The sequence below is a fragment of the Pseudomonas sp. B611 genome, assembly GCF_055407965.1.
Genome location: NZ_JBUZST010000018.1, coordinates 51601 through 72727 on the forward strand (window position 1 = coordinate 51601; position 21127 = coordinate 72727).

21 protein-coding genes are annotated in these 21127 nt (G+C 63.7%); 12 read left to right on the forward strand and 9 right to left on the reverse strand.

Going from position 1 to position 21127, the window contains the following annotated elements:
* Nucleotides 1-3 precede the first annotated feature (3 nt).
* Both ACZRMO_RS25390 and ACZRMO_RS25395 read right to left on the reverse strand, forming a co-directional pair.
* Nucleotides 4-783 carry a TIM barrel protein gene (locus ACZRMO_RS25390; protein ID WP_463974648.1) on the reverse strand — a complete coding sequence of 260 codons (780 nt, stop codon included), beginning with the start codon at nt 781-783 and terminating at the stop codon, nt 4-6.
* A complete protein-coding gene (locus ACZRMO_RS25395) occupies nt 780-1784 on the reverse strand; it encodes a Gfo/Idh/MocA family oxidoreductase (protein WP_463974649.1) in 1005 nt (334 codons plus the stop codon). Before ACZRMO_RS25395 ends, ACZRMO_RS25390 begins: the two co-directional genes overlap by 4 nt.
* A 186-nt stretch (nt 1785-1970) precedes the next feature.
* On the opposite strand from ACZRMO_RS25395, the gene ACZRMO_RS25400 reads away from it, so the two are divergent.
* Nucleotides 1971-3932, forward strand: coding sequence for a sigma-54 interaction domain-containing protein (locus tag ACZRMO_RS25400; protein WP_463974650.1), 1962 nt, complete (start codon nt 1971-1973; stop codon nt 3930-3932).
* A gap of 145 nt (nt 3933-4077) precedes the next feature.
* Here the strand turns inward: ACZRMO_RS25400 and ACZRMO_RS25405 are convergent, their stop codons facing one another.
* Nucleotides 4078-5127, reverse strand: a complete 1050-nt coding sequence (locus tag ACZRMO_RS25405; protein ID WP_463974651.1) for a LacI family DNA-binding transcriptional regulator — start codon at nt 5125-5127, stop codon at nt 4078-4080.
* Nucleotides 5128-5288: 161 nt separating this feature from the next.
* Here ACZRMO_RS25405 and ACZRMO_RS25410 point away from each other — a divergent pair, with 161 nt between their 5' ends.
* The 5 genes from ACZRMO_RS25410 (at nt 5289) to ACZRMO_RS25430 (ending at nt 9862) form a co-directional block, all read left to right on the forward strand.
* Nucleotides 5289-6428, forward strand: coding sequence for a fatty acid desaturase family protein (locus tag ACZRMO_RS25410; RefSeq protein ID WP_463974652.1), 1140 nt, complete (start codon nt 5289-5291; stop codon nt 6426-6428).
* A gap of 77 nt (nt 6429-6505) precedes the next feature.
* Nucleotides 6506-6826, forward strand: coding sequence for a MocE family 2Fe-2S type ferredoxin (locus ACZRMO_RS25415; RefSeq protein ID WP_017735293.1), 321 nt, complete (start codon nt 6506-6508; stop codon nt 6824-6826).
* A gap of 2 nt (nt 6827-6828) precedes the next feature.
* Nucleotides 6829-8028: an NAD(P)/FAD-dependent oxidoreductase gene (locus ACZRMO_RS25420; protein ID WP_463974653.1), complete on the forward strand. Its 1200-nt coding sequence runs from the start codon at nt 6829-6831 to the stop codon at nt 8026-8028.
* A gap of 1 nt (nt 8029) precedes the next feature.
* Nucleotides 8030-8848: a sugar phosphate isomerase/epimerase family protein gene (locus tag ACZRMO_RS25425; protein ID WP_463974654.1), complete on the forward strand. Its 819-nt coding sequence runs from the start codon at nt 8030-8032 to the stop codon at nt 8846-8848.
* Between the two features lie 51 nt (nt 8849-8899).
* Nucleotides 8900-9862 carry a Dyp-type peroxidase gene (locus ACZRMO_RS25430; RefSeq protein ID WP_463974655.1) on the forward strand — a complete coding sequence of 321 codons (963 nt, stop codon included), beginning with the start codon at nt 8900-8902 and terminating at the stop codon, nt 9860-9862.
* Between the two features lie 150 nt (nt 9863-10012).
* Here ACZRMO_RS25430 and ACZRMO_RS25435 read toward each other — a convergent pair whose 3' ends face one another.
* Nucleotides 10013-10885, reverse strand: coding sequence for an undecaprenyl-diphosphate phosphatase (locus tag ACZRMO_RS25435; protein ID WP_463974656.1), 873 nt, complete (start codon nt 10883-10885; stop codon nt 10013-10015).
* 180 nt (nt 10886-11065) lie between these two features.
* Between ACZRMO_RS25435 and ACZRMO_RS25440 the strand changes: the two genes are divergently transcribed.
* Nucleotides 11066-11572 carry a GNAT family N-acetyltransferase gene (locus ACZRMO_RS25440; protein ID WP_463974657.1) on the forward strand — a complete coding sequence of 169 codons (507 nt, stop codon included), beginning with the start codon at nt 11066-11068 and terminating at the stop codon, nt 11570-11572.
* On the opposite strand, the gene ACZRMO_RS25445 is transcribed toward ACZRMO_RS25440, so the two are convergent.
* Nucleotides 11550-12494 (reverse strand): GlxA family transcriptional regulator, encoded by a 945-nt coding sequence (locus ACZRMO_RS25445; protein WP_463974658.1) that lies wholly within the window; start codon nt 12492-12494, stop codon nt 11550-11552. The genes ACZRMO_RS25440 and ACZRMO_RS25445 overlap by 23 nt on opposite strands.
* A gap of 158 nt (nt 12495-12652) precedes the next feature.
* Here ACZRMO_RS25445 and ACZRMO_RS25450 point away from each other — a divergent pair, with 158 nt between their 5' ends.
* Nucleotides 12653-13330, forward strand: a complete 678-nt coding sequence (locus tag ACZRMO_RS25450; RefSeq protein ID WP_463974659.1) for a type 1 glutamine amidotransferase domain-containing protein — start codon at nt 12653-12655, stop codon at nt 13328-13330.
* 79 nt (nt 13331-13409) lie between these two features.
* Nucleotides 13410-14531 (forward strand): alkene reductase, encoded by a 1122-nt coding sequence (locus ACZRMO_RS25455; protein WP_463974660.1) that lies wholly within the window; start codon nt 13410-13412, stop codon nt 14529-14531.
* A 154-nt stretch (nt 14532-14685) separates the two neighbouring features.
* On the opposite strand, the gene ACZRMO_RS25460 is transcribed toward ACZRMO_RS25455, so the two are convergent.
* Together ACZRMO_RS25460 and ACZRMO_RS25465 are read right to left on the reverse strand one after the other, a co-directional pair.
* Complete coding sequence (locus tag ACZRMO_RS25460) at nt 14686-15672, reverse strand: NAD(P)H-quinone oxidoreductase (protein WP_463974661.1); 987 nt, start codon at nt 15670-15672, stop codon at nt 14686-14688.
* The gene (locus tag ACZRMO_RS25465; RefSeq protein ID WP_463974662.1) at nt 15669-16898 is read right to left on the reverse strand and encodes a YbfB/YjiJ family MFS transporter; all 1230 of its coding nucleotides are present in this window, start codon (nt 16896-16898) and stop codon (nt 15669-15671) included. Before ACZRMO_RS25465 ends, ACZRMO_RS25460 begins: the two co-directional genes overlap by 4 nt.
* Nucleotides 16899-17010: 112 nt before the next feature.
* Between ACZRMO_RS25465 and ACZRMO_RS25470 the strand changes: the two genes are divergently transcribed.
* Nucleotides 17011-17886 (forward strand): LysR family transcriptional regulator, encoded by an 876-nt coding sequence (locus ACZRMO_RS25470; RefSeq protein WP_463974663.1) that lies wholly within the window; start codon nt 17011-17013, stop codon nt 17884-17886.
* Between the two features lie 82 nt (nt 17887-17968).
* A complete protein-coding gene (locus ACZRMO_RS25475) occupies nt 17969-18364 on the forward strand; it encodes a DoxX family protein (RefSeq protein ID WP_463974664.1) in 396 nt (131 codons plus the stop codon).
* A 120-nt stretch (nt 18365-18484) separates the two neighbouring features.
* On the opposite strand, the gene ACZRMO_RS25480 is transcribed toward ACZRMO_RS25475, so the two are convergent.
* Nucleotides 18485-19303, reverse strand: a complete 819-nt coding sequence (locus ACZRMO_RS25480) for an alpha/beta fold hydrolase (protein WP_463974665.1) — start codon at nt 19301-19303, stop codon at nt 18485-18487.
* A 146-nt stretch (nt 19304-19449) separates the two neighbouring features.
* On the opposite strand from ACZRMO_RS25480, the gene ACZRMO_RS25485 reads away from it, so the two are divergent.
* Nucleotides 19450-20517, forward strand: coding sequence for an NAD(P)-dependent alcohol dehydrogenase (locus ACZRMO_RS25485; RefSeq protein WP_463974666.1), 1068 nt, complete (start codon nt 19450-19452; stop codon nt 20515-20517).
* A gap of 226 nt (nt 20518-20743) precedes the next feature.
* On the opposite strand, the gene ACZRMO_RS25490 is transcribed toward ACZRMO_RS25485, so the two are convergent.
* On the reverse strand, nt 20744-21055 hold the full coding sequence (locus tag ACZRMO_RS25490) for a hypothetical protein (protein WP_463974667.1): 312 nt from the start codon (nt 21053-21055) through the stop codon (nt 20744-20746).
* Nucleotides 21056-21127 lie beyond the last annotated feature (72 nt).

Genomic DNA, 21127 nt, shown 5'->3' on the forward strand with positions numbered 1-21127 from the left:
TTGTTATAGGGTGAACGCTTGACGGAATCGCTCCAGGGCCAGTTCGCTGTCGCCGCTGGCCCAGCCTTCAAGGCCGACCACGCCGGTGTAGCCCATGGCATGCAAGGCCCTGGCAATCGCAGGGTAGTGGATTTCACCGGTGCCGGGTTCCTTGCGCCCGGGCACATCGGCCACCTGGATTTCACCGATGGCGCTGCCGGCGCGCTGGATCAGTTCGATCAAGTTACCTTCGCCGATCTGCGCGTGGTACAGGTCCAGGTTCATTTTCAGGTGCGGGCTGCCCACGGCTTCGATCAGCCCCAGGGTGTCGTCGGCGCGGGCGAACGGGGTGCCGGGGTGGTCGACTTCGGTGTTGAGGTTTTCCAGCAGGAACACGCGGCCGGCGTCTTCCCCCAGGCGGGCGATTTTTTCCAGGGTCTTGCAGGCGCTCAGCCACATGCGCCCGGTGGTGTGGCTGACCGGTTGCACCGGCAGGCCGCCGTCACCCAGGCCGGTGCCGTGCAGGTTGAGGCTGGGGCAATTCAAGCGTTCGGCAACGCCGAGGGATTCGCGGGCGCTGTCGAGCAGCTGGCGGATGCCATCCGGGTCGGTGAGGGTGCCGCTGATGTAGCCGGTCATCGAGGTGAAGTCAGCGCCGGTGGCGGCCAGGGCGCCGATGTCCTTGTCGGTCCAGTTCCAGATTTCCGCACTGAAGCCCAAGGCGTGAATGCGCTTGACCCGTTCGATGAACGGCAGGTCGAGAAACACCATCTCGGCACTGATCGCCAGTTTGAACGGGCTCATACGGCCACCGCCTTGCCTTGCTGGAACGACTCGATGCACGCGCGGGCAATCGCCAGGGCGGCACGGGCGTCTTCGCCGCTGGCCATCGGCTTGGCGCCGGTGCGCAGGCAGTCGGCGAAGTGGTTGAGTTCGGCGATGTAGGCGTCGCGCAAAAGATCAGTGTCCAGGCGCTGGGTATCGGCCTGGATGCCCTGGGCCAGGTAACGCACCAGGTCCGAATCATTCAGGCTGCCCATGCTCAGCATGCCTTCGCTGCCGAACACTTCGCCGCGCACGTCGTAACCGTACACGGCCTGGAAGTTGGCCTCGGCGGTGGCGATGGCGCCGTTGTCGAAGCGGATCGCGACCACGGCGGTGTCGAGGAAACCTTTGCTCTTGTACGCCGGGGCGATCAGCGCGTCAGCCATGACATACACCTGCACGGCTTCGGCGCCGGGGTTGAGGTAGCGCAGGGTGTCGAAGTCGTGGATCAGGGTTTCGAGGAAAATCACCCATTGCGGCGACGCAGCGGGATTGTTCAGCGCCGGGTCGCGGGTCAGCGAGCGCAGCAACTGCGGCGTACCGATGCGCCCAGCGGCGACGTCGAGGTGCGCGGTACGGAAGCTCTTGGCGAAGCGCCGGTTGAAACCGACCTGCAATGGCACGCGTGCATCGGCAGCGGCGGCGATGGCGCGGTCGGCTTCATCGAGGGTGATGGCCATGGGTTTTTCGCAGAAGATCCCCTTGCCGGCGCGGGCAGCGCTGATCACCAGTTCGGCGTGGCTGCGGGCGGGGGCGGCGATGATCACGCCGTCGATGTCCGGGTCGTCGAGCAGCTGCTGCGGGTCGGTGTAGACCTTGGCCACCCCCAGTTCCGCCGCCAGGCGTGCGGCTTGACCTGGGGTGGGGTCGGCGATGGCGACGAGGCTGGCGCCGGGGATATGCCGCGCTGCCGTCAAACCGTGGAAGCTGCCCATGCGACCGGCACCGATCAAGCCCAGGCGGATGTTCTGTGTACTCATGAAGTGACCCCTTTTTTATTGTTGGCCTCAGGACAGTCCTGATGGGCAAAGGGGTAGGAGCAAAGGCTGTGCCAACTTATAACGTGTTGATATTTAACGATTATTAATAATCTATAAACAAAAAGTGTTCATTTCTATGACATGCCTATACTGACATGTCAAAAACATGAACATGGACACGCCCCGATGAGCATGACGTTCAGCGTACAAGACCTCGACTACCTCACCGCCCTGGGGCCTGCGGCGTTGAATGACGGCCCGGTTGCCGCGCTGGAACAGGCGTGGCACGCGTGCCGGGCCGGCGCGGTCGAACGCCCGGCCGCTGTGCGCCAAGTGATCTGGGATTCGTGGCGGCGCAGTGTCCAGGCCGGGATTGATCCGGCAGACAACGCCTATCGCTTCGTGGCGCCGGATAGCCTGGCTGCGACCCTGGCCACGCACCGCGTGCTGATCGACGCTGCGGCGCAAGTCATGCACGGCCTGCTGGCCTACAACCCGCGCGGGCATATCAACCTCACCGATGCCGACGGCACCACCCTGTACTTTTGCGGGCTGGATATCACCCCGGTGGGCAGCCGCCTGTCGGAGTCGGTGCAAGGCACCAACTGCACCGGCCTGGCGCTGGCCGAGGATCACCTGGTGTACGTGCTGGCCGAGGAAAACTTCGCCACGGGCCTGCGCCAGCGCCGCATGCACTGCGCCGCCGCGCCGATCAAGAACGCCCAGGGCCAGACCCTGGCCATGCTCACCCTCACCGCCGAGCCCGGCTGGTTTCACTTCCACACCCTCGGCACCGTGCAAGCGGCGGCGGATGCGGTGTCGCGGCAGATGGCCCTGCAAGCGCTGCTGGAAGAACAGCAAACCGTGCTCGAAGTGCTCAACGAAGGCCTGGTGGTGCTGGATGAGCGCGGCTGCATCAAGGCGCTCAACCGTTACGCCCGGCAGTTGTTCGGCGTGGGCCTGGAGTTGATCGGCCGCCCGTTCCAGCACCTGGGCCGCAGCGAGCTGAGCGATACCCTCGGCGAGCCCGTGCGCGACCTTGACTGCACTTTCCACCTGCACGACCGCAGCCAACTCGCGTGCCTGGTCTCGGTGTGCCCGCTGGAGCAGGGCGGGGTGATCGTCTCGTTGCGCGAGAACCGGCGCATCCGCGAAATCACCCGGCGCATCATCGGCACCCAGGCCAGCTATACCTTCGACACCATCCAGGGCCAGTCACGGGCGATCCAGGACGCCCTGCACCTGGGGCGCATCGCCAGTCGCAGCGACTCCACCACCTTGATCCTCGGCGAAAGCGGCACCGGCAAAGAGCTGTTTGCCCAGGCGATCCATAACGGTAGCGAGCGCCATAAAGGCCCGTTTGTGGCGGTCAACTGCGGCGCGATCCCGCGCGATCTGGTGCAAAGCGAACTGTTCGGGCATGTCGAAGGCGCGTTCACCGGCGCCACCCGAGGCGGCTCGGCGGGCAAGTTCGAGCTGGCGGATGGCGGCACGATTTTTCTCGATGAGATTGGCGACATGGCTTTCGACGCCCAAGTCAGCCTGCTGCGGGTGTTGCAGGAAGGCGAAGTGACCCGCGTCGGCGCAAAGAACTCGCGGCGCGTGGATGTGCGCATCATTGCCGCCACACACCGCAACTTGAGCCAGGCGGTGGCCGAGGGCGCGTTTCGTGAAGACCTTTACTACCGGCTCAACGTGCTGAACCTGACCGTGCCGCCGTTGCGCATGCGCCGTGAAGACATTCCGCTGCTGGCGCGGCACTTCCTTGCGCGTTACGCCCGTTCGTTGCGCAAATCGGTGGAGGGCTTTGCGCCGGAAGCGCTGGCGTTGCTGTGTGCCTACCCATGGCCGGGCAATGTGCGCGAGCTGGAAAACAGCATCGAACGGGCGACCAACCTGGCGATGGGGGCGTTGATCCAGCCGCTTGATTTGCCGTTGGACACCAAGCCGCGCACGTCGCTGCGGGTGTATGAGCCGCAGCCGGCACAGGACCTCAGTAGCCATGAAATGAACGCCATCGTTGCGGCGCTGGAAAGTACGGGCGGCAATATCCGCTTGGCCGCGCGGCAACTGAACGTGTCGCGGGGTGGGCTGTACAACAAGATGAGCCGGTTTGGCTTGAGTGCTGGGGACTATCGCAATAACTGAAGTTCAAGCCTTGCGCAGATCAAATGTGGGAGCGGGCTTGCTCGCGAAGGCGGTGTATCAGTCAACTCATTCGGGTCTGACACTCCGTATTCGCGAGCAAGCCCGCTCCCACACAAGCCCGCTCCCACATTTTGATCTCCATGAGTCAGCTACCCATGTTCTCCGAGGTCACGATCTGTGGCGGCACATACACCCGATGCCTGACCGGATCAAACCCCTCGCCACTCTGCAACGCCACCAACAACTCCACCAACGCCACCGCCGTCTGCCTCGGCTGCGAATCCATCACCACATCCACCAACCCCTGGCTCAGCGCCTGGCGTGACAGCTCGGTGGACTCCTGCAAGATGCAACACAACGCCGGCCGCTTGGGCAGTTGCGCCAGGGCGCTGATGATGCCGTCGCCGCCGCCGCCCACTACGCACAGGCCGCGCAGGTCGGTGTGGCGGGTGATCAGGTCGAGGGTGGCTTCTTCGGTGATGTCGCAGTTGTCCAGGTTGATCAGGGGCTCCAACGGCTTGAGCCCCGGCGCGTGTTCGGCGAGGTAGCTGTGGAGGCCCGTGACCCGCGCCTGGTGGCCGAGGAAGCGGTGGCCGCCGAGCAGAATGCCCACGCTGCCTTTGCGCGCGCCGCAGGTACGGGCGAGCAGCCAGCCCATGGTGCGACCGACCACGTGGTTGTCCTGGCCGACGTAGGGTTCCGCCGCTTGCTCGTGGATATCCGAGAGCAGGGCGACCACGGGCACACCGGCTGCGCGGATCTGCGCCAGCGTGGCATTGATCAGCGGGTGGGCAAAACTCACCACCGCCAGGGCATCGCATTGCACCGCCAGTTGTTCGATCTGCGCGACGATGGCGCTGGGGCTGCGATCGACGATGTAGTCGAATTGGCAGGTCAGGTTGGCGCCGGCGTGGTGCTCGGCCGCCTGGGCAATCGCCTGCGCCAGGCTGGCGTAGAACGCCTGGGCGGTGGCCAGCAGCAGGATGCCAAAACGGTAAGTCGGCCGGCGTTCGCGGATGCGCTGGCCGATCAACCGCGCGGCGAAATAGCCCACGGCTTCGGCGGCCTGGAACACCTGTTCGGCGGTGTCTGGATTGACCGGCGCGCGGGCGTTCAACACCCGGTCGACGGTGGCCACGCTGAGGCCCGCCTGGGCGGCAACGGTGGCGATGGTTGGGCGTTTATTGTTGTGCATGGCTGGCCCCTTGAGCGTCTTGATAGAAAACTATCAAGCCCCGCTGGGCCTGGATGATAGCTTGATAGGGAATGAATTCAAGGCCTTGAGGGCGATTTAGCGCTTCTCTATCGTGGGTTGCACAACGCACCTGAAACCCACGCTTGCGGAGAACAATAACAATGCCTGAACACACCGCTCACACCGCCCGGCGCGACTACAGCCTCACCGGCCCCGAAGCCGCCCGCGCCGCCGAAAAAGGCCTGGTCTCGGCCAGCTGGTATCAATCACCGATTTCCCGCAAGCGCATGAAAGAACTGATGCAACGCCGCGACGGCCCGGCCCTGCGCGACACCGCCCTGTGGGTCATCGCGCTGGCCGCCAGCGGATTTGGCGGCTACTGGTTCTGGGGCTCCTGGGCCTGCGTGCCGTTCTTTATCGTGTACGGCGTGCTGTACGGCACCGCGTCCAATCCGCGCTGGCACGAAACCGGCCACGGCACCGCGTTCAAGACCCGCTGGATGAACGACGTGCTGTATCAGGTCGCGAGCTTCATGTGCATCTTCGAACCCCATGTGTGGCGCTGGAGCCATGCGCGGCACCACACCGACACCATCGTCGTCGGCCGCGACCCGGAGATCGTCGAGCCGCGTCCGCCGAGCTTCCTGATGATGTTCCTCAGCCTGTTCAACCTGCCCCTGGCCTGGAAGACCTTCAGCGGCGTGGCACGTCATGCGGCCGGCAAGATGAGTGCCCAGGAGGCCGACTTCATCCCTGAATCCGAATGGCCCAAGGTATTCCGCGCGGCACGGATCTGGGTGGGAATTTATGCCGTGGTCATCGGCACCGCCCTCTACCTGCACAGCTGGTTGCCGCTGATGCTGATCGGCCTGCCGAGTATTTATGGCGCCTGGCTCGGCTATCTGTTCGGCCTGACCCAGCACGTCGGCCTCGCCGAGGACGTACTCGACCACCGCAGCAACTGCCGCACCATCTACATGAACCGCGTGCTGCGCTTTATCTACATGGACATGAACTACCACCTCGAACACCACATGTACCCGATGGTGCCGTACCACGCCCTTGAGCAACTGCACGAAGAGATCCGTGGTGACTGCCCGCCGCCGTACGCGAATATCTTCGAGGCGTACAAGGAAATCCTGCCGACGGTGTGGAAGCAGCGCAGCGATCCGAACTACTTCATCCAGCGGCCTATTCCCGGTGCAGGCGAGCCTGTTGTGGCGAGGGAGCTTGCTCCCGCTGGGCTGCGCAGCAGCCCCAATGAAACCGGCGCGTTCTTCCAGACCAATCCCGAAGGCTGATCTGGGGGCTGCTTCGCAGCCCAGCGGGAGCAAGCTCCCTCGCCACAGAATTAGCCAATCACCTGGAGACAAACACCATGAACGATCAATGGATCGACGTCTGCGCCGTGGGCGAAATAGACGAAGAAGACGTGCTGCGCTTCGACCACGGCGCGCATACCTACGCGGTGTATCGCTCGGCCGAGAACGAGTTTTTCGCCACGGCCGGCCTGTGCACCCACGAGAAAATCCACCTCGCCGACGGCCTGGTGATGGACCACGTGATCGAATGCCCCAAGCACAACGGACGCTTTGATTACCGCACCGGCAAGGCCATGGGCGCGCCGGTGTGCGTCAACCTCAAGACCTACCCGGTGCGGGTCGAAGCGGGGCGGGTGTTGCTCGCCGTCACGGTGTGACGATGAACGCTCCCTTGATTATCGTCGGCGCCGGCCATGCCGGTGGCCGTGCGGCGCTGACCCTGCGCGAAGAAGGCTACAGCGGGCGGCTGATCCTGATCGGCGACGAGCCCCATCTGCCCTACGAACGGCCGCCGCTGTCCAAAGGGCTGCTGCAAGGCTCTGCGGATCTGGCCGGCTACAGCCTGTGCGACCGCGAGCGCTTGGCTGAATTGAACATCGAACATATCGCTGCCAACCCGGTGACTCAACTGGAGCCCGAGCAACACCGCCTGCAACTCGCCGACGGCCAATGGCTGCCCTACGCCGGTTTGTTGCTGGCCACCGGTGGCCGCGCCCGGCGCTTGCCCCAGGCGCCCGCCAACGTGCTGTACCTGCGCACCCACGATGAAGCGTTGGCCCTGCGTGATGCGCTAAAGCCCGGCACGCGATTGGTGGTGGTCGGCGGCGGCTTTATCGGCCTGGAAGTGGCGGCGACCGCCCGTGGCCTGGGCTGTGAAGTCACGGTGCTGGAAGCCGGGCCGCGACTGGCTGGGCGGGTGTTGCCGCCGGCCATTTCCGAGGCGTTGCTGAATCTGCACCGTGAGCACGGGGTGGATGTGCGCTTGAACGTGGCACTGGAGTCCATCCAGGCGGACGGTGTGCTGCTGGTGGACGGCCAGCGCCTGCCCTGCGACCGCGTGGTGGTGGGTATCGGCATGCAGCCCAATATCGAGTTGGCGACGGCGGCGGGGCTGGACGTGGGGCAGGGCATTCGTGTGGATGGGTTTCTGCGCACCAGCGCGGCCAACATCTATGCGGCCGGCGATGTCTGCGAGTTTCGCCAGGATGGTCTGTACCAGCGCCAGGAAACCTGGCGCAACGCCGAAGCCCAGGGCCGGCATGCGGCGCTGAACTTGCTGGGGCGCGAGTTGCCCTTCGACGCGCTGCCCGGTTTCTGGTCCGACCAGTACGACTGGGGCTTGCTGACCGTGGGGGGGATGACGCCCGCAGTGGTCAGCCGCACCTTGCCCGGCGGTGGCTTGCTGCTGTTCTACCTCGACGCTGATCAGCGGTTGCAAGGCGCCTGCGGCTGGGCGCCGGGCAATGGCGCGGCCAAGGACATCAAGCTGTGTGAACGCCTGATCACGGCGCGTGTGGTGCTGAACGCGGCCAACCTGGCCGACCCCGAGCTGTCCCTCAAACACCTGTTGCGAGGCTGAGATGCGCCAATTCCTGGTATTCCAATCCCTGTGGGCGATGCAGACCGAACCCGGTCCTCTCGAGGTGCAACTGGACCGCATCCAAGCCGCCGGTTTCGACGGCATCACCGACCACTACTGGAAGCCCGCCGATGTCGCGCGTTTGCACGCCGCCGCCTCGGCCAGGGGCTTGCAGATCGAGGGCCAACTCTTTCCGCAATCGGTGGATGACCTGGCCGCCGCGCTGGATGTGATCAGCCGCTACGGCTGTCACCACCTCACCTTGCAGGCTGACGTGCGCCCGCGTACCCAGGCCGACGCGGCGCGGCTGGTGGAGGGCTGGCAGCGCCTGGCCGAGCAGGTGGATTTTCCGGTGCTACTGGAAACCCATCGTTATCGGCTGACCAACGACCTGCTGTTTACCCTGGATCTGCTGGCGCAGATGCCTGACTTGAAGCTGTTGGCCGACCTGTCGCACTACGTGGTCGGACGCGAACTGCCCGAGCCGGGCGCCGTTGAAGATGATGAACAGATCCGCACAATCCTGCGCCACAGCTGGGGCTTCCATGGGCGTGTGGCGAGCAGCGAACAGGTGCAGGTTTCCCTGGACTTTCCCCAGCACCAACCCTGGGTGCAGCGCTTCACCGAGTGGTGGCGCTACGGGATCGAAGACTGGCTGGCGCGGCCCGACACGCCGCACAGCCTGTCCTTCACCTGCGAGCTGGGGCCGCCGCCGTACGCAATTACCGGCGCAGACGGTCGCGAGATCAGTGATCGCTGGAGCGAAGCCTTGAAGCTGCAAGCGTTGATCCGCGAGGTGTGGTGCAGCTGTCAGAAATGATCTGCTAATCTGCGCGGGTTAAATCTCGCCCTTTAAGCCTGGACGCTCACCATGACCCCATCCTCTGTTCTGCCACCTCTGGAACCACAGTCGGTGTGCCACCCGATCACCCGCAGCGCGATTTTCATGGTCGCCACCTTGGCGCCCGGCAATGTCGATACGGTGCGTGCCTGGTGCGCCGACATCGCCGGGTTGGTGCGCTCGGTGGGCAAGCGCGTGCCGGACGGCAACCTCACCTGTGTCTGCGGGTTTGGCTCGGATGCCTGGGACCGGTTGTTCGGCGCGCCACGCCCGGCGGCGCTGCATCCGTTTCGTGAGTTTGGGGTGCAAGGGCGCATGGCCGTAGCGACGCCGGGGGATATCCTGCTGCATATCCGCGCCGAGCAGATGGACCTGTGTTTCGAACTGGCCACCCAGTTGATGGCGGCGCTGGGGGATAGCGTCAAGGTGGTGGATGAGGTCCAGGGTTTCCGCTACTTCGATATGCGCAGCATCATCGGCTTTGTCGACGGCACTGAGAACCCGGTGGGGCGCAAGGCCGAAGGGTTCACCATTGTCGGTGATGAAGACAGCGAGTTTCGCGGTGGCAGCTACGTGCTGGTGCAGAAGTACCTGCACAACATGAACGCTTGGAACGGCCTGACGGTGGAGGCCCAAGAGAAGGTGATCGGGCGCACCAAGCTGGCGGATATCGAGTTGGACGATGAAGCCAAGCCGAGCAACTCTCATAGCGCGCTGACGGTGATTACCGATGAGGACGGCAATGAAGTGAAGATCCTGCGCGACAACATGCCCTTTGGGCGGCCGGGGGCGGGGGAGTTCGGCACCTATTTCATCGGCTACGCGCGCTCGCCGCAGCCGTTGGAGTTGATGCTGGAGAATATGTTTGTCGGGCGCCCGGTGGGCAACTATGACCGGTTGCTGGATTTCAGCACGGCGGTGACCGGTGGGTTGTTTTTTGTGCCGTCGGCTGACTTGCTCGAAGAACTGGCCGACCGAAGCGGCGGCCTCTAAAACAACACAGTCCAACTGTGGGAGCTGGCTTTTGTGGGAGCGGGCTTGCTCGCGAAAGCGGTGGATCAGTCACTGAATAGGCTGACTGACACACCGCTTTCGCGAGCAAGCCCGCTCCCACATTAGATTGGATGTGTTTTGAGGATTGTGTCAGGTCAGCAGGCCAGTGCTGACCGCCACAATCAGGAACACCCCCAACAACGCCCGGTAAATCACAAACGGCCAGGTCGAGAACCGTTCCAGAAACTTCATCAACCCCCAGATCGCAAAAAACGCCGAGACGCTCGCCACCACCAGACCAAACAGCAGATGCGGCCAGGCATGCGCCGGCAGGTCGGCGCGCAGCAGCACCCACAGCTCCTTCAGCCCGGCGAGGGCAATGGCCGGCAGGCCCAGCAGGAAGGAGAAACGCGCCGCTTCTTCACGCTTGAAGTTGAGGAACAGCGCGGCGGTCAACGTCGAGCCGGAACGCGATACCCCCGGAATCAACGCACCAATCTGCGCAATGCCGACGATCAACGCATCGCGCAGGCGCATCTCACCCATCTCCCGGGTGTGGCGTGCGCGCACTTCCGCCACGGCCAGCAGCACGGCCATGACCACGCAGGAAATGCCGATCACCATCAACCCACGCAACGGCGAGTTGCACGCGTTCAAGGTCGAAGACAGCGCCAATCCGGCGATGCCGATGGGAATGGTCGCCAGCACAATCGCCACTGCCAGCTTGAACCAGCGGTCGTTGTAGTCGCCCCGGCGCACCGCACTGATGCTGCCGGTGGTCACTTGGCGCACGTCGCGCCAGAAGTAACTGACCACCGCCGCCAGCGCCGCCAACTGCATCGCCGCCGAAAACGCCGAGCCCGGGTCTTGCCAGCCGAGCAGGGCGGGCACCACGCGCATATGGGCGGTGGACGACACCGGCAACAGTTCGGTGATGCCCTGGATCACGCCCAGGATGAAGATTTGCAAGTAATCCAGGGAGGCAAAGCCCACATCCAGGCCCGCGGTACAGACATTGCTCACAGTGCGTGTCCTTGAGAAAAAAACGGAATCCCGCGCAGTCTAGGCTAAATGTTTCAGGATGTTGCCGTGGGCCGGCACAAATCCGCCTTCGGTTCAGCAAACAGAAAGGTTGGACAATGTATTGGCCTGCATGAAGGTTTTGTGAACAATGGCGCCCTGCATTTTTTCACCGAGAGTCCCATGCCTGAAACCACCGTAGAACTGATCCAGACCGGCCCCGAAGACGCCGAGCTGATCCGCAATCTCTACCAGTACTACGCCTACGAGTCGTCGGACTGGGAGCAGGAAGATGTCGAAGGGGACGGCCGTTTCTACATCCATGACGAACACCTGGCGCGCTATTGGCAAGACCCGCAGTGGAGCGCCAACCTGTTGCTGGTGGACGGCTATATCGCCGGCTTCCTGCTGATCGAAGGCAGCGAGATCCCGGGGATGGACGCCCTGGAGTTGGCCGATCTGTTCATTCTCAAGCGCTACCGCCGCAAAGGCATCGGCCGCGCCATCGCCACCCAGGTGCTGTGCAGCGGCGAGGCCAATTGGCTGGTGCGTTTCTATGACCAGGATGAAGTGTCCCAGGCATTCTGGCGCACCGTGCTGGATAACCTGCCGCGCCCGGTGCAGACGCTGGAGCTGGAGGATGAGCCGAACCTGGTGAGCTACTTGATCACGCGGGTGGCGCTGCATTAAACGCTTGCTGCATCACCTGCGGCGGCTGGCCGAAGGCGCGCAGGAACGCCTGGCGCATGCGCTCGCGGTCACCAAAACCGGTTTCGCGGGCCACCACTTCCACCGGGTGGCGGCTGGTTTCCATCAGGGTGCGCGCGGCTTCTACCCGCAGGGCTTCGATGGCCTTGGCCGGGGTTTGCCCGGTTTCTTCGCGGAACACCCGGCTGAACTGGCGCGGGCTGAGCCGTGCGACGTCGGCCAAGGCATCCACGGAAAGATCGTGGGTGAGGTTTTCGCGGGCATAGGCCAGGGCCAGTTGCACGCGGTCTGATTTCGGGTCCAGCTCCAGCAAGGCCGACAGTTGCGACTGCTCGCTGCCCCGGCGCTGGGCGATCACCAGTTTGCGCGCGATGCGCCGTGCCAGGTCGCTGCCCAGGTCGTTCTCGACCATGGCCAGGGCCATGTCCACGCCGGCGCTCATGCCGGCGCCGGTCCAGATCTGGCCGTCCACCACGAACAAGCGGTCTTCGTCCAACTGGATCTGCGGGTAGCGCTTGCGAAAGGCCGGCGCGTGAATCCAGTGGGTGGTGGTGCGCTTGCCTTCCAGCAGGCCGGCGTCGGCCAGCACAAAGATGCCCATGCACAACGAAGCGACCCGCCGCGATTGGGCCGCGGCGGCCGTGACCAACGCCAGCAGGTTGGCCTCCGGCAGGCGGAACTCCATATAGCCGCCGACGATCAGCGTGTCGTAGCCCTCCGCCCGGATCGGCGTGGTGTTCACCGAGAACCCCTGGGACGTCATCACCGCGCCGCCACTCTCCGACACCAGGTGGAACTCATAGGCCGGCTCGCCCCGCAGCAGGTTCGCGCACTCGAACACCGAGCCGACACTGAGGCTCAGGCATTCAAAATTCGGGTAAACCAGCAGCGCAACGCTGTGCATCGCATCTCTCCAAGGGGCGGGGGAGGTGGGATTGTCGGCGGCTGGCGGGCAAACGGCAACTGCCAGCGTGCATGTCCGAAAACCTTGCGGATATGACGTTGTGCCGTTGCGCCCCGGCTCCTAAGCTTCAACCCTCAGTCATCCCGAGGCACTCGACAATGAAAGTATTGATGGTTTTGACCTCTCACGATCAGTTGGGCAACACCGGCCGCAAGACCGGCTTCTGGCTCGAAGAGTTTGCGGCACCGTATTACGCGTTCCTGGATGCGGGTGCCGAAGTGGTGCTGGCATCCCCGGCCGGCGGGCAGCCGCCGCTGGACCCGGTCAGCGACCTGCCGGACTTCCAGACCGAACAGACCCACCGCTTCGCCGCCGACCCGGCTGCGCAGAAAGCCCTGGCCACCACGCTGAAGCTGGACGCGGTGAATGCCGACGACTTCGACACCGTGTTCTACCCAGGCGGCCACGGCCCGCTGTGGGACCTGGCGGAGTCGCCGGTTTCAATTGCGCTGATCGAGTCATTCGAACGCGCCGGCAAGCCCATCGGCTTTGTCTGCCATGCGCCGGGCGTGCTGCGCCACGTCAAGGCGGTCAACGGTGAGCCGCTGGTCAAGGGCCGTCGCGTCACCGGTTTCTCCAACTCGGAAGAAGCCGCGGTGGAATTGACCGACGTGGTGCCGTTCCTGGTGGAAGACGAGTTCAAGAAACTCGGCGGCCAGTACGAGAAGGGCGCCGATTGGCAATCCTTTGTGATCGTCGATGGCTTGCTGGTCACCGGGCAGAACCCGGGCAGCTCCAGCGATGTGGCCAAGGCGCTGCTGAAACTCACCGCGTAACTTAATTCATCCCTTTATTGATTGGCGACTCCATGGAGTCGCCAAGGCTTTTGCTCGTCCCGGATTTGGAAAACCCCACATGACAGACAACGTTTTGAACACCCCGCTGCAACTGGGCCGACACACCCTGAACAACCGCATTGTGCTGCCGCCGTTGACCCGCCAGCGCAGCGCCCAACCGGGTGATGTCGCCACCGACCTGATGGCCGAGTACTACCGCCAACGCGCGTCGGCGGGGTTTATGGTCAGCGAAGGCACGCAGATCGAACCGCGTGGCCAGGGGTATGCGTGGACGCCGGGCATCTACACGCCGGCGCAGATCGAGGGCTGGCGCCAGGTCACCGACGCGGTGCATGCCGAGGGCGGGGTGATCTTTGCCCAGTTGTGGCATGTGGGGCGCGTGTCCCACCACGATTTGCAACCCGACGGCGCAGCACCGGTGGCGCCGTCGGCGATCCAGCCGCAGCAGGTCAAGGCCTTTATCGAAACCGCGCCGGGCGCCGGTGAACTGGTGCAACCGCCGGTACCGCGCGCGCTGAGCACGCAAGAGGTCAAGGACCTGGTCGGGCTGTATGCCCAGGCGGCACGCAACGCCATAGCGGCCGGGTTTGATGGGGTGGAGATTCATTCGGCCAACGGTTACCTGGTCAACCAGTTCATCTCGGCCCATGCCAACCAGCGTGAGGATGAATACGGCGGCTCGTTGCACAACCGCCTGGGTTTCCTGCGGGAAATCGTCGAGGCCGTCAGCGAGGCCATCGGCCCGCAACGCCTGGGTGTGCGTTTTTCGCCGCTGTTCAGCGGCACGGACCAGGACCGGGTCTACATCGGCCTGGTGGAAGAAGACCCGCACCACACCTATATCGAAGCCGTCAAAGTGCTGGAAGCGGCGGGCATCGCCTACCTGTCCATTGCCGAAGCCGACTGGGACAACGCACCGGAACTGCCGGAAACCTTCCGCCGTGCCGTGCGCGCGAGCTTCAGCGGGCGCATCATCTATGCCGGGCGTTACACCGCTGAACGCGGTGAGAAACTGGTGCAAGCGGGGCTGGCGGATTTGATTGCGTTTGGTCGGCCGTTCATTGCCAACCCGGATTTGCCGCAACGGCTGTTTAACGGCTGGCCGCTGAACCCGCTGCGGGTTGAAGGCATGTATGGTGGTTCGGCGCAGGGTTATACCGACTATCCAACCTACCGTTAAAACGGCGGCCTTAAATACACAGCAGATCAAATGTGGGAGCGGGCTTGCTCGCGAAAGCGGTGTATCAGACACAGATATGTTGAATGATGCACCGCATTCGCGAGCAAGCCCGCTCCCACATAAGCCAGCTTTCTGCAGTTGATGGGTGATGGGTTCAGATCACCCGCAACACAATCTTGCCAATATGCTCGCCACCCTCCATCCGCCCATGGGCCTTGTCGGCCTCGGTGTAATCAAACACCTGATCAATCATCGGCAGGCAGCGCCCGGCTGACAGCACCGGCCACACATGCTCGCGCAATTGCTCGGCGATGGCGGCTTTCTCATCTTTGGTCCGCGCGCGCAGCAACGAGCCGGTGACAATCGCGCGTTTGCCGAGGATGGTCAGCAGGTCCACATCATTGGCCTTGGCGCCGCCGAGAAAACCCAGCATCACCAGGCGCCCGTCCATGCTCAACGCCTTCAGATTGTTGTTGAGGTATGAGCCGCCCATGATGTCGAGGATCACATTCACGCCCTCGGCACCGATGACCTCGGCAAAGTCCTGCTCGCGATAATTGATCGCCTCGGCACCCAGGTCACGGATGGCGGCGCATTTGTCGGCGCTGCCGGCGGTGGCGAACGTGTGGATGCCGAACTCGCGGCACAGCATCAGCGCGGTGGTGCCGATGCCGCTGGTGCCGCCGTGGATCAGCACGCGCTGGCCCTTGTGGGCGCCGCCGATGCCGAACAGGTTGGCCCACACGGTAAAGAAGGTTTCCGGGATCGCGGCGGCTTGAATCCACGACAGGCCGTCGGGGATCGGCAACGCCTGGCCGGCGGGTACCGCGCAATATTGCGCGTAGCCGCCGCCGTTGGTCAGGGCGCAGACCTTGTCGCCAAGGGCGTATTCGCTGACGCCTTCACCCAGCGCCACCACTTCACCCGCCACTTCCAGGCCGGGAATCGGGCTCATGCCGGGTTTCATCGGGTACTTACCCGCGCGTTGCAGGGCGTCGGGGCGATTGACCCCGGCGGCGTGCACGCGAATCAGGATCTCACCGGCGGCCGGGGCGGGTACGGGCACTTGGCGCGGCTTGAGCACCTCGGGGCCGCCGGGGGTGGTGATTTCGATCAGGGTCATGTCGGTAGGCAGGGTCATTGGGTGAGTCCTGTAAGGGTGAGCGTATGGGTTGGGACCGTTGCGAGCGGTCGGCGGTTCAGCAGCAGGGCCAGTTCCAGCAACAGCGCGATCACAATCGCCCCGGCCGCCAGCATGAACAGCAGTGCATGGTTGCCGCCGCTGCCGTTGAACAGCACCGAATAGGCAAACCCGGACAGTGCCTGGAACGTCGCGAAGGAAACCGTCGCGCGGCTCCATGCCACTTGTTGCTGGTGATGGTTGGGCAGCAACTCATGCACGCGCGCCAGGGCCAGTGGCACGATGCCCGGTGGAAACGAGCCAAGGATCACCGCCAGCATCGCCAAGGCAATAAACGAGCCGGTAAAGGGTAACAGGCCGACGGCCACCGCTTGCACCACCAACACCAGGCGAATACTGGAGCGCGCGCCGAGCTTGTCGGCCAGGAAACCGTAAGTGACCGGCCCGACAATCGAGCCCAGGCCGTACATCACCCAGACCATCGCGCCCACTTGTGCGCCATCGCCCAGGCCACGGGCCACGTAATCCACCAGGAACACCATGGCCGGCACCAGGCCCGCCGCCATAAACGCGTATTGCGCAAACAACAAGTAGACACCGGCGGGCGTTGGCACTGGCTTAACCGCGTGCACCACCGCCTCGTGCAGCGCGTCGTTGGGCCAGGCAAACCAGCTCGCGGCCGTCAGCACCAATGCCAACAAACCCAGGCCAAACCAGGTCTGCTGCAAGCCCAGGCTCAACAGCGGCGGGACCAGGGTGCCGGAGCCGGCAATGCCCAAACCGATCCCCAGGAAAATCGCGCCACTGGCCAAGCCTCGACGTGCCGCTGGTATGTGGGGCAGCACCGTCGCGGCGACCAACACCATGATCGCGCCACCGCCAATGCCCGACAGCAAGCGCCAGGCGAAGAACCACACCAGCGACAACGGGAAGCCACAGGCAAAAAAAGCCAAGGTCACCGCCACCATCATCAGTCGCAGGGTGCTTTTGTTCGAGGTCCGTTGGGCGAGGGGCCTGCCGATCAGCGCGCCGACCAGATAGCCCACCAGGTTGGCGGCGCCGAGGTACACCACGTCGCTGGCGCTGAACCAGTGGGCCTGGATCAAGCTGGGGATCAACGGCGTGTAGGCAAACCGCGCCAGGCCAATGCTGACCAGGCTGGCACAGAGGCCGGCGAAGATCGGCAGCCAGATCGCGCGGTGGGAGGGGGTGTGAGTGTCGAGCATGATGGCGGTCCTGGGTGTTTTTCTCTGGCGTCCAGCATATCGATGATTGATGATGCAATAATGCTGCGAATAAGCGGCACGCCGATGCATATATGCAGCAATGGAGAAAACCATGAACTGGGACGATGCACGGGTATTCCTCGCGGTCTGCCGCGAATCGACCTTGCGCGGCGCCGCGCGGGTGCTGGGGGTGGATCAGGCGACCGTCGGCCGTCGCATCAACGCCCTGGAAAAGTCCTTGAGTGCGACGCTGTTCCTGCGCACCTCCGAGGGGTATGCGCTCACTGCCGTGGGCGAAGCGGCCATGCGCGCAGTGGAGAAAATGGAGCGCTCGGCCCTCGACCTTGAGCGTCAGATCCAAGGGCTGGATGAGCGCCTGACCGGCACCGTACGGGTCAGCACCACCGACTCCCTGGCCATCGACTTCCTGATCCCGGCCATCGCCCGCCTGCACGACAAGCACCCCGACGTGCGTGTGCAACTGGATGCCTCCACCCAGATCCTCAGCCTGGCCAAGCGCGAAGCCGACATCGCGGTGCGTAATACCCGGCCGGATAACCCTGACCTGATCGCCCGGCGCATAGCCCGCTGGCCGGTGGGGTTGTTTGCGTCCCAAGGCTATATCGACCGGCACGGTGTGCCCGAGCCCGGCAGCCTGTTCGACGGCCACGACCTGGTGGTGTATCAGCCGTACTTGCAGTACCACAAGGACCTGACGCTGGTGTCCGAGCCGCTGGGCCGTGGGCGCATCGTTGCCGCCCTGAGTTCCAGCCTGCTGGTGCGCCGCTCGATTGCCGCGGGCATCGGCATCGGCGAAATCCCGGTGTACACCGGCGACCGCGACGGCCTGGTGCGCCTGTGGCCGCAGCGTGTGCGGCCGTTGCCCTATGACGTGTGGCTGGTGACCCACGCCGACCTGCGCCACACCGCGCGGGTGCGGGTGGTGATCGATGAAATCGTCGCGGCGTTTGCCGGCACGGGGGATTGAGGTCAGCACAGGCTTGCAAGCGTGCGCACGCATCTGCCGACAGAATTGACCTCATCAGAGGGTCAACTCACCGGGAGCGCATATGAACGAATCGAAGTATCAGGATCTGGGGCTGCTGTTTTTAAGGGCCAGCGGGGCGCTGTTCCTGCTATGGGTGCATGGCTTGCCCAAGTTGCTCAATTTCAGCGAGCAATTGAAGCTGATTGAGGACCCGTTTCACCTGGGCGCGACGGTCACGTTGTCATTGGCGATTTTCGCCGAGGTGCTGTGCCCGCTGCTGATCATTGCCGGAGTGTTGGTACGCTGGGCGTGTCTGCCGATCCTCGCCGTGCTGCTGATTGCGTTGCTGGTGGTGCACCCGGAGTGGAGCCTGTTCGAGGCGCAGTTTGGCTGGTTGCTGCTGATTATTTTCACCACGCTGCTGATCAGCGGGCCAGGCCGCCTGGTGCTCGGTAAACGCCAGCCCGTCAGCCAGTAGAGCATTCCCTGTGGCGAGGGAGCTTGCTCCCGCTGGGGCGCGAAGCGACCCCAAAGCTTGGGACTGCTGCGCAGTCCAGCGGGAGCAAGCTCCCTCGCCACAGGTTACCTTTTCTGCTTATCAGCGGCTGAGGAACGCCAGCAAGTCTTCGTTCAACTGCTGGGCGTGAGTCACGGCAAACCCGTGGGGCGCGTCCTTGTAGACTTTCAGCTCGGCACCCTTGATCAGCTCGGCGGCGACTTTGCCGGTGGTCTCGAACGGCACGATCTGGTCGCCATCGCCATGGATCACCAGGGTCGGCACGTCGATCTTGGCCATGTCCGGGCGGAAGTCGGTCTCGGAGAACGCGGTGACGCAATCCACCGTCGATTTCAGCGATGCCAGCAGGGCGACCTGCAAGGTCTGGGTTTGTACGCCGGCGGAGACGTTCTGGCCTTTGTTGATGCCGTAGAACGGTGCGTTGAAGTCGCTGATAAATTGCGCGCGGTCCTTCAACAGCTCGGCCTTGAACCCGGCGAACACATCCAGCGGTACACCCTGCGGGTAATCCGCCTGTTGGCCGAAGATCGGCGTCACTGCGCCCAGCAAGACCAGGCCGGCGACACGAGCGCTGCCATGGCGTGCAATGTAGCGGGACACGTCGCCGCCGCCCATGGAGAAGCCCACCAGGGTCACGTCCTTGAGGTCCAGGTGTTCGATCAGTTGGGCGATGTCGTCGGCAAAGGTGTTGTAGTCATTGCCGGTCCACGGCTGGTCCGAGCGGCCAAAGCCACGACGGTCGAAGGCGATGGTGCGGTAGCCGCGGCTGCTCAGGTATTCCATCTGGTATTCCCACATGTCCGCATCCAGCGGCCAGCCGTGGCTGAACAGGACGGGCTTGCCGCTGCCCCAATCCTTGAAGTAGATCTGGGTGCCGTCTTTGGCAACGAATGTGCTCATGGAAAACTCCTGGGTGGGGGGCTGAAAACGCTAGCGCACTATTGCGTGAAACCGGACGAAGGGCTTGTACCGGTGTGCTCGGTTGAACGGTTCAGCGTCTATGCTGGTCCACTGACTTCCACTGTCCGATCACACAGGTGAACGAAATGGCCAAGACTTACAGCTACGCCGCGCAGAACGCCAAGGATGCCCTCAAGCCCTACACCTTCGAGCGCCGCGCGCCGGGGGCGGACGATGTGCAAATCGACATTCTGTATTGCGGCGTCTGCCACTCCGACCTGCACACCGCACGCAACGAGTGGAACAACACCCTGTACCCGTCGGTGCCCGGCCATGAAATCGTCGGCCGCGTCACGGCGGTGGGCGCCAGCGTGAAGAACTTCAAGGTCGGCGACCTCGCGGGCGTTGGTTGCATGGTGGACAGCTGCCAGCACTGCGCGTCGTGCGCCGAGGGTGAGGAACAGTACTGCGAGAACGGTTTTACCGGCACCTATAACGGCCCGGTGTTTGGCGGTGAAAACACCTTTGGCGGCTACTCCGACAGCATCGTGGTCAAGGAGAAGTTCGTGCTGCGCATCTCCCACGATGATCGCAACCTGGCCGCCGTGGCGCCATTGTTGTGCGCGGGCATCACTACCTATTCGCCGCTGCACCACTGGAAGGTCGGCCCTGGCAAGAAAGTCGGTGTGGTCGGCCTTGGCGGCCTCGGCCATATGGCGGTGAAGATTGCCCACGCCATGGGCGCCCATGTGACCTTGTTCACCACCTCGCCGAACAAGCGCGAAGACGGCCTGCGCCTGGGCGCCGACCAGGTGGTGGTGTCGAAGAATGCCGATGAAATGGCCGCCGTCACCAACAGCCTCGACTTCATCCTCAACACCGTCGCCGCGCCCCACGATCTCGACGCGTTCCTCAACCTGCTGAAGCGTGACGGCACCATGACCCTGGTCGGCGCCCCCGACAGCCCGCACCCGTCGCCCTCGGTGTTCAACCTGATCTTCAAGCGCCGCAGCCTGGCGGGGTCGTTGATCGGCGGGATTCAGGAGACCCAGGACATGCTGGACTTCTGTGCCAGGCACGGGATTGTCTCGGACATCGAGATGATCGATATCCAGGGCATCAATGAGGCGTATGAGCGGATGCTCAAGGGGGATGTGAAGTATCGGTTTGTGATTGATATGGACAGCCTGAAAAAAGAGCGCAACGCGGCCTAGTAACACCGCAAGTCTCATGTGGGAGCGGGCTTGTGTGGGAGCGGGCTTGCTCGCGAAGACGGTGTATCAGACACAGATATGTTGACTGATCCACCGCATTCGCGAGCAAGCCCGCTCCCACACAAGCCCGCTGCCACATGTTTGCTCAGCGCTGTCGCTTAGACCGACAAGTGCTCATACAAAATCGTCGCCCCCACCACCATCGATGAAACTTTCGTCAAACGGCTCAAGGCCGTTGCGGTTTCACCGAGGTGCCGAAGGTATTGCCCATGCGCACACTGGTCGCCGCCGGAGTGGATAGCCCCACGGCGTTCGGCGCGCGTTTTTCGACGGGAATGTTTTGCGCCTCACGGTTTTTTTTCGCCGCCTTGGTCGCGTTGGTGTCACTGCCCATCTGTTGGCTCAGGCAGCCGTAGTCGGGCGCCTTGTAGCCATCCACCGTGACTTCGGTGCAGGTGCTCGCGCTGTTGTCGGCGTGGGCGAGCACGGGCAGGGCGGCGCACAGCAACAGGCTGGCAAGGCTGGGAAACAGTTTCATCGGGCCTCCTGGCAGGCCCTGGGAAGTGGGCCGGTAAGGCTTGAAAGTGTAGTGCAGCGGGCATCCCGTCAC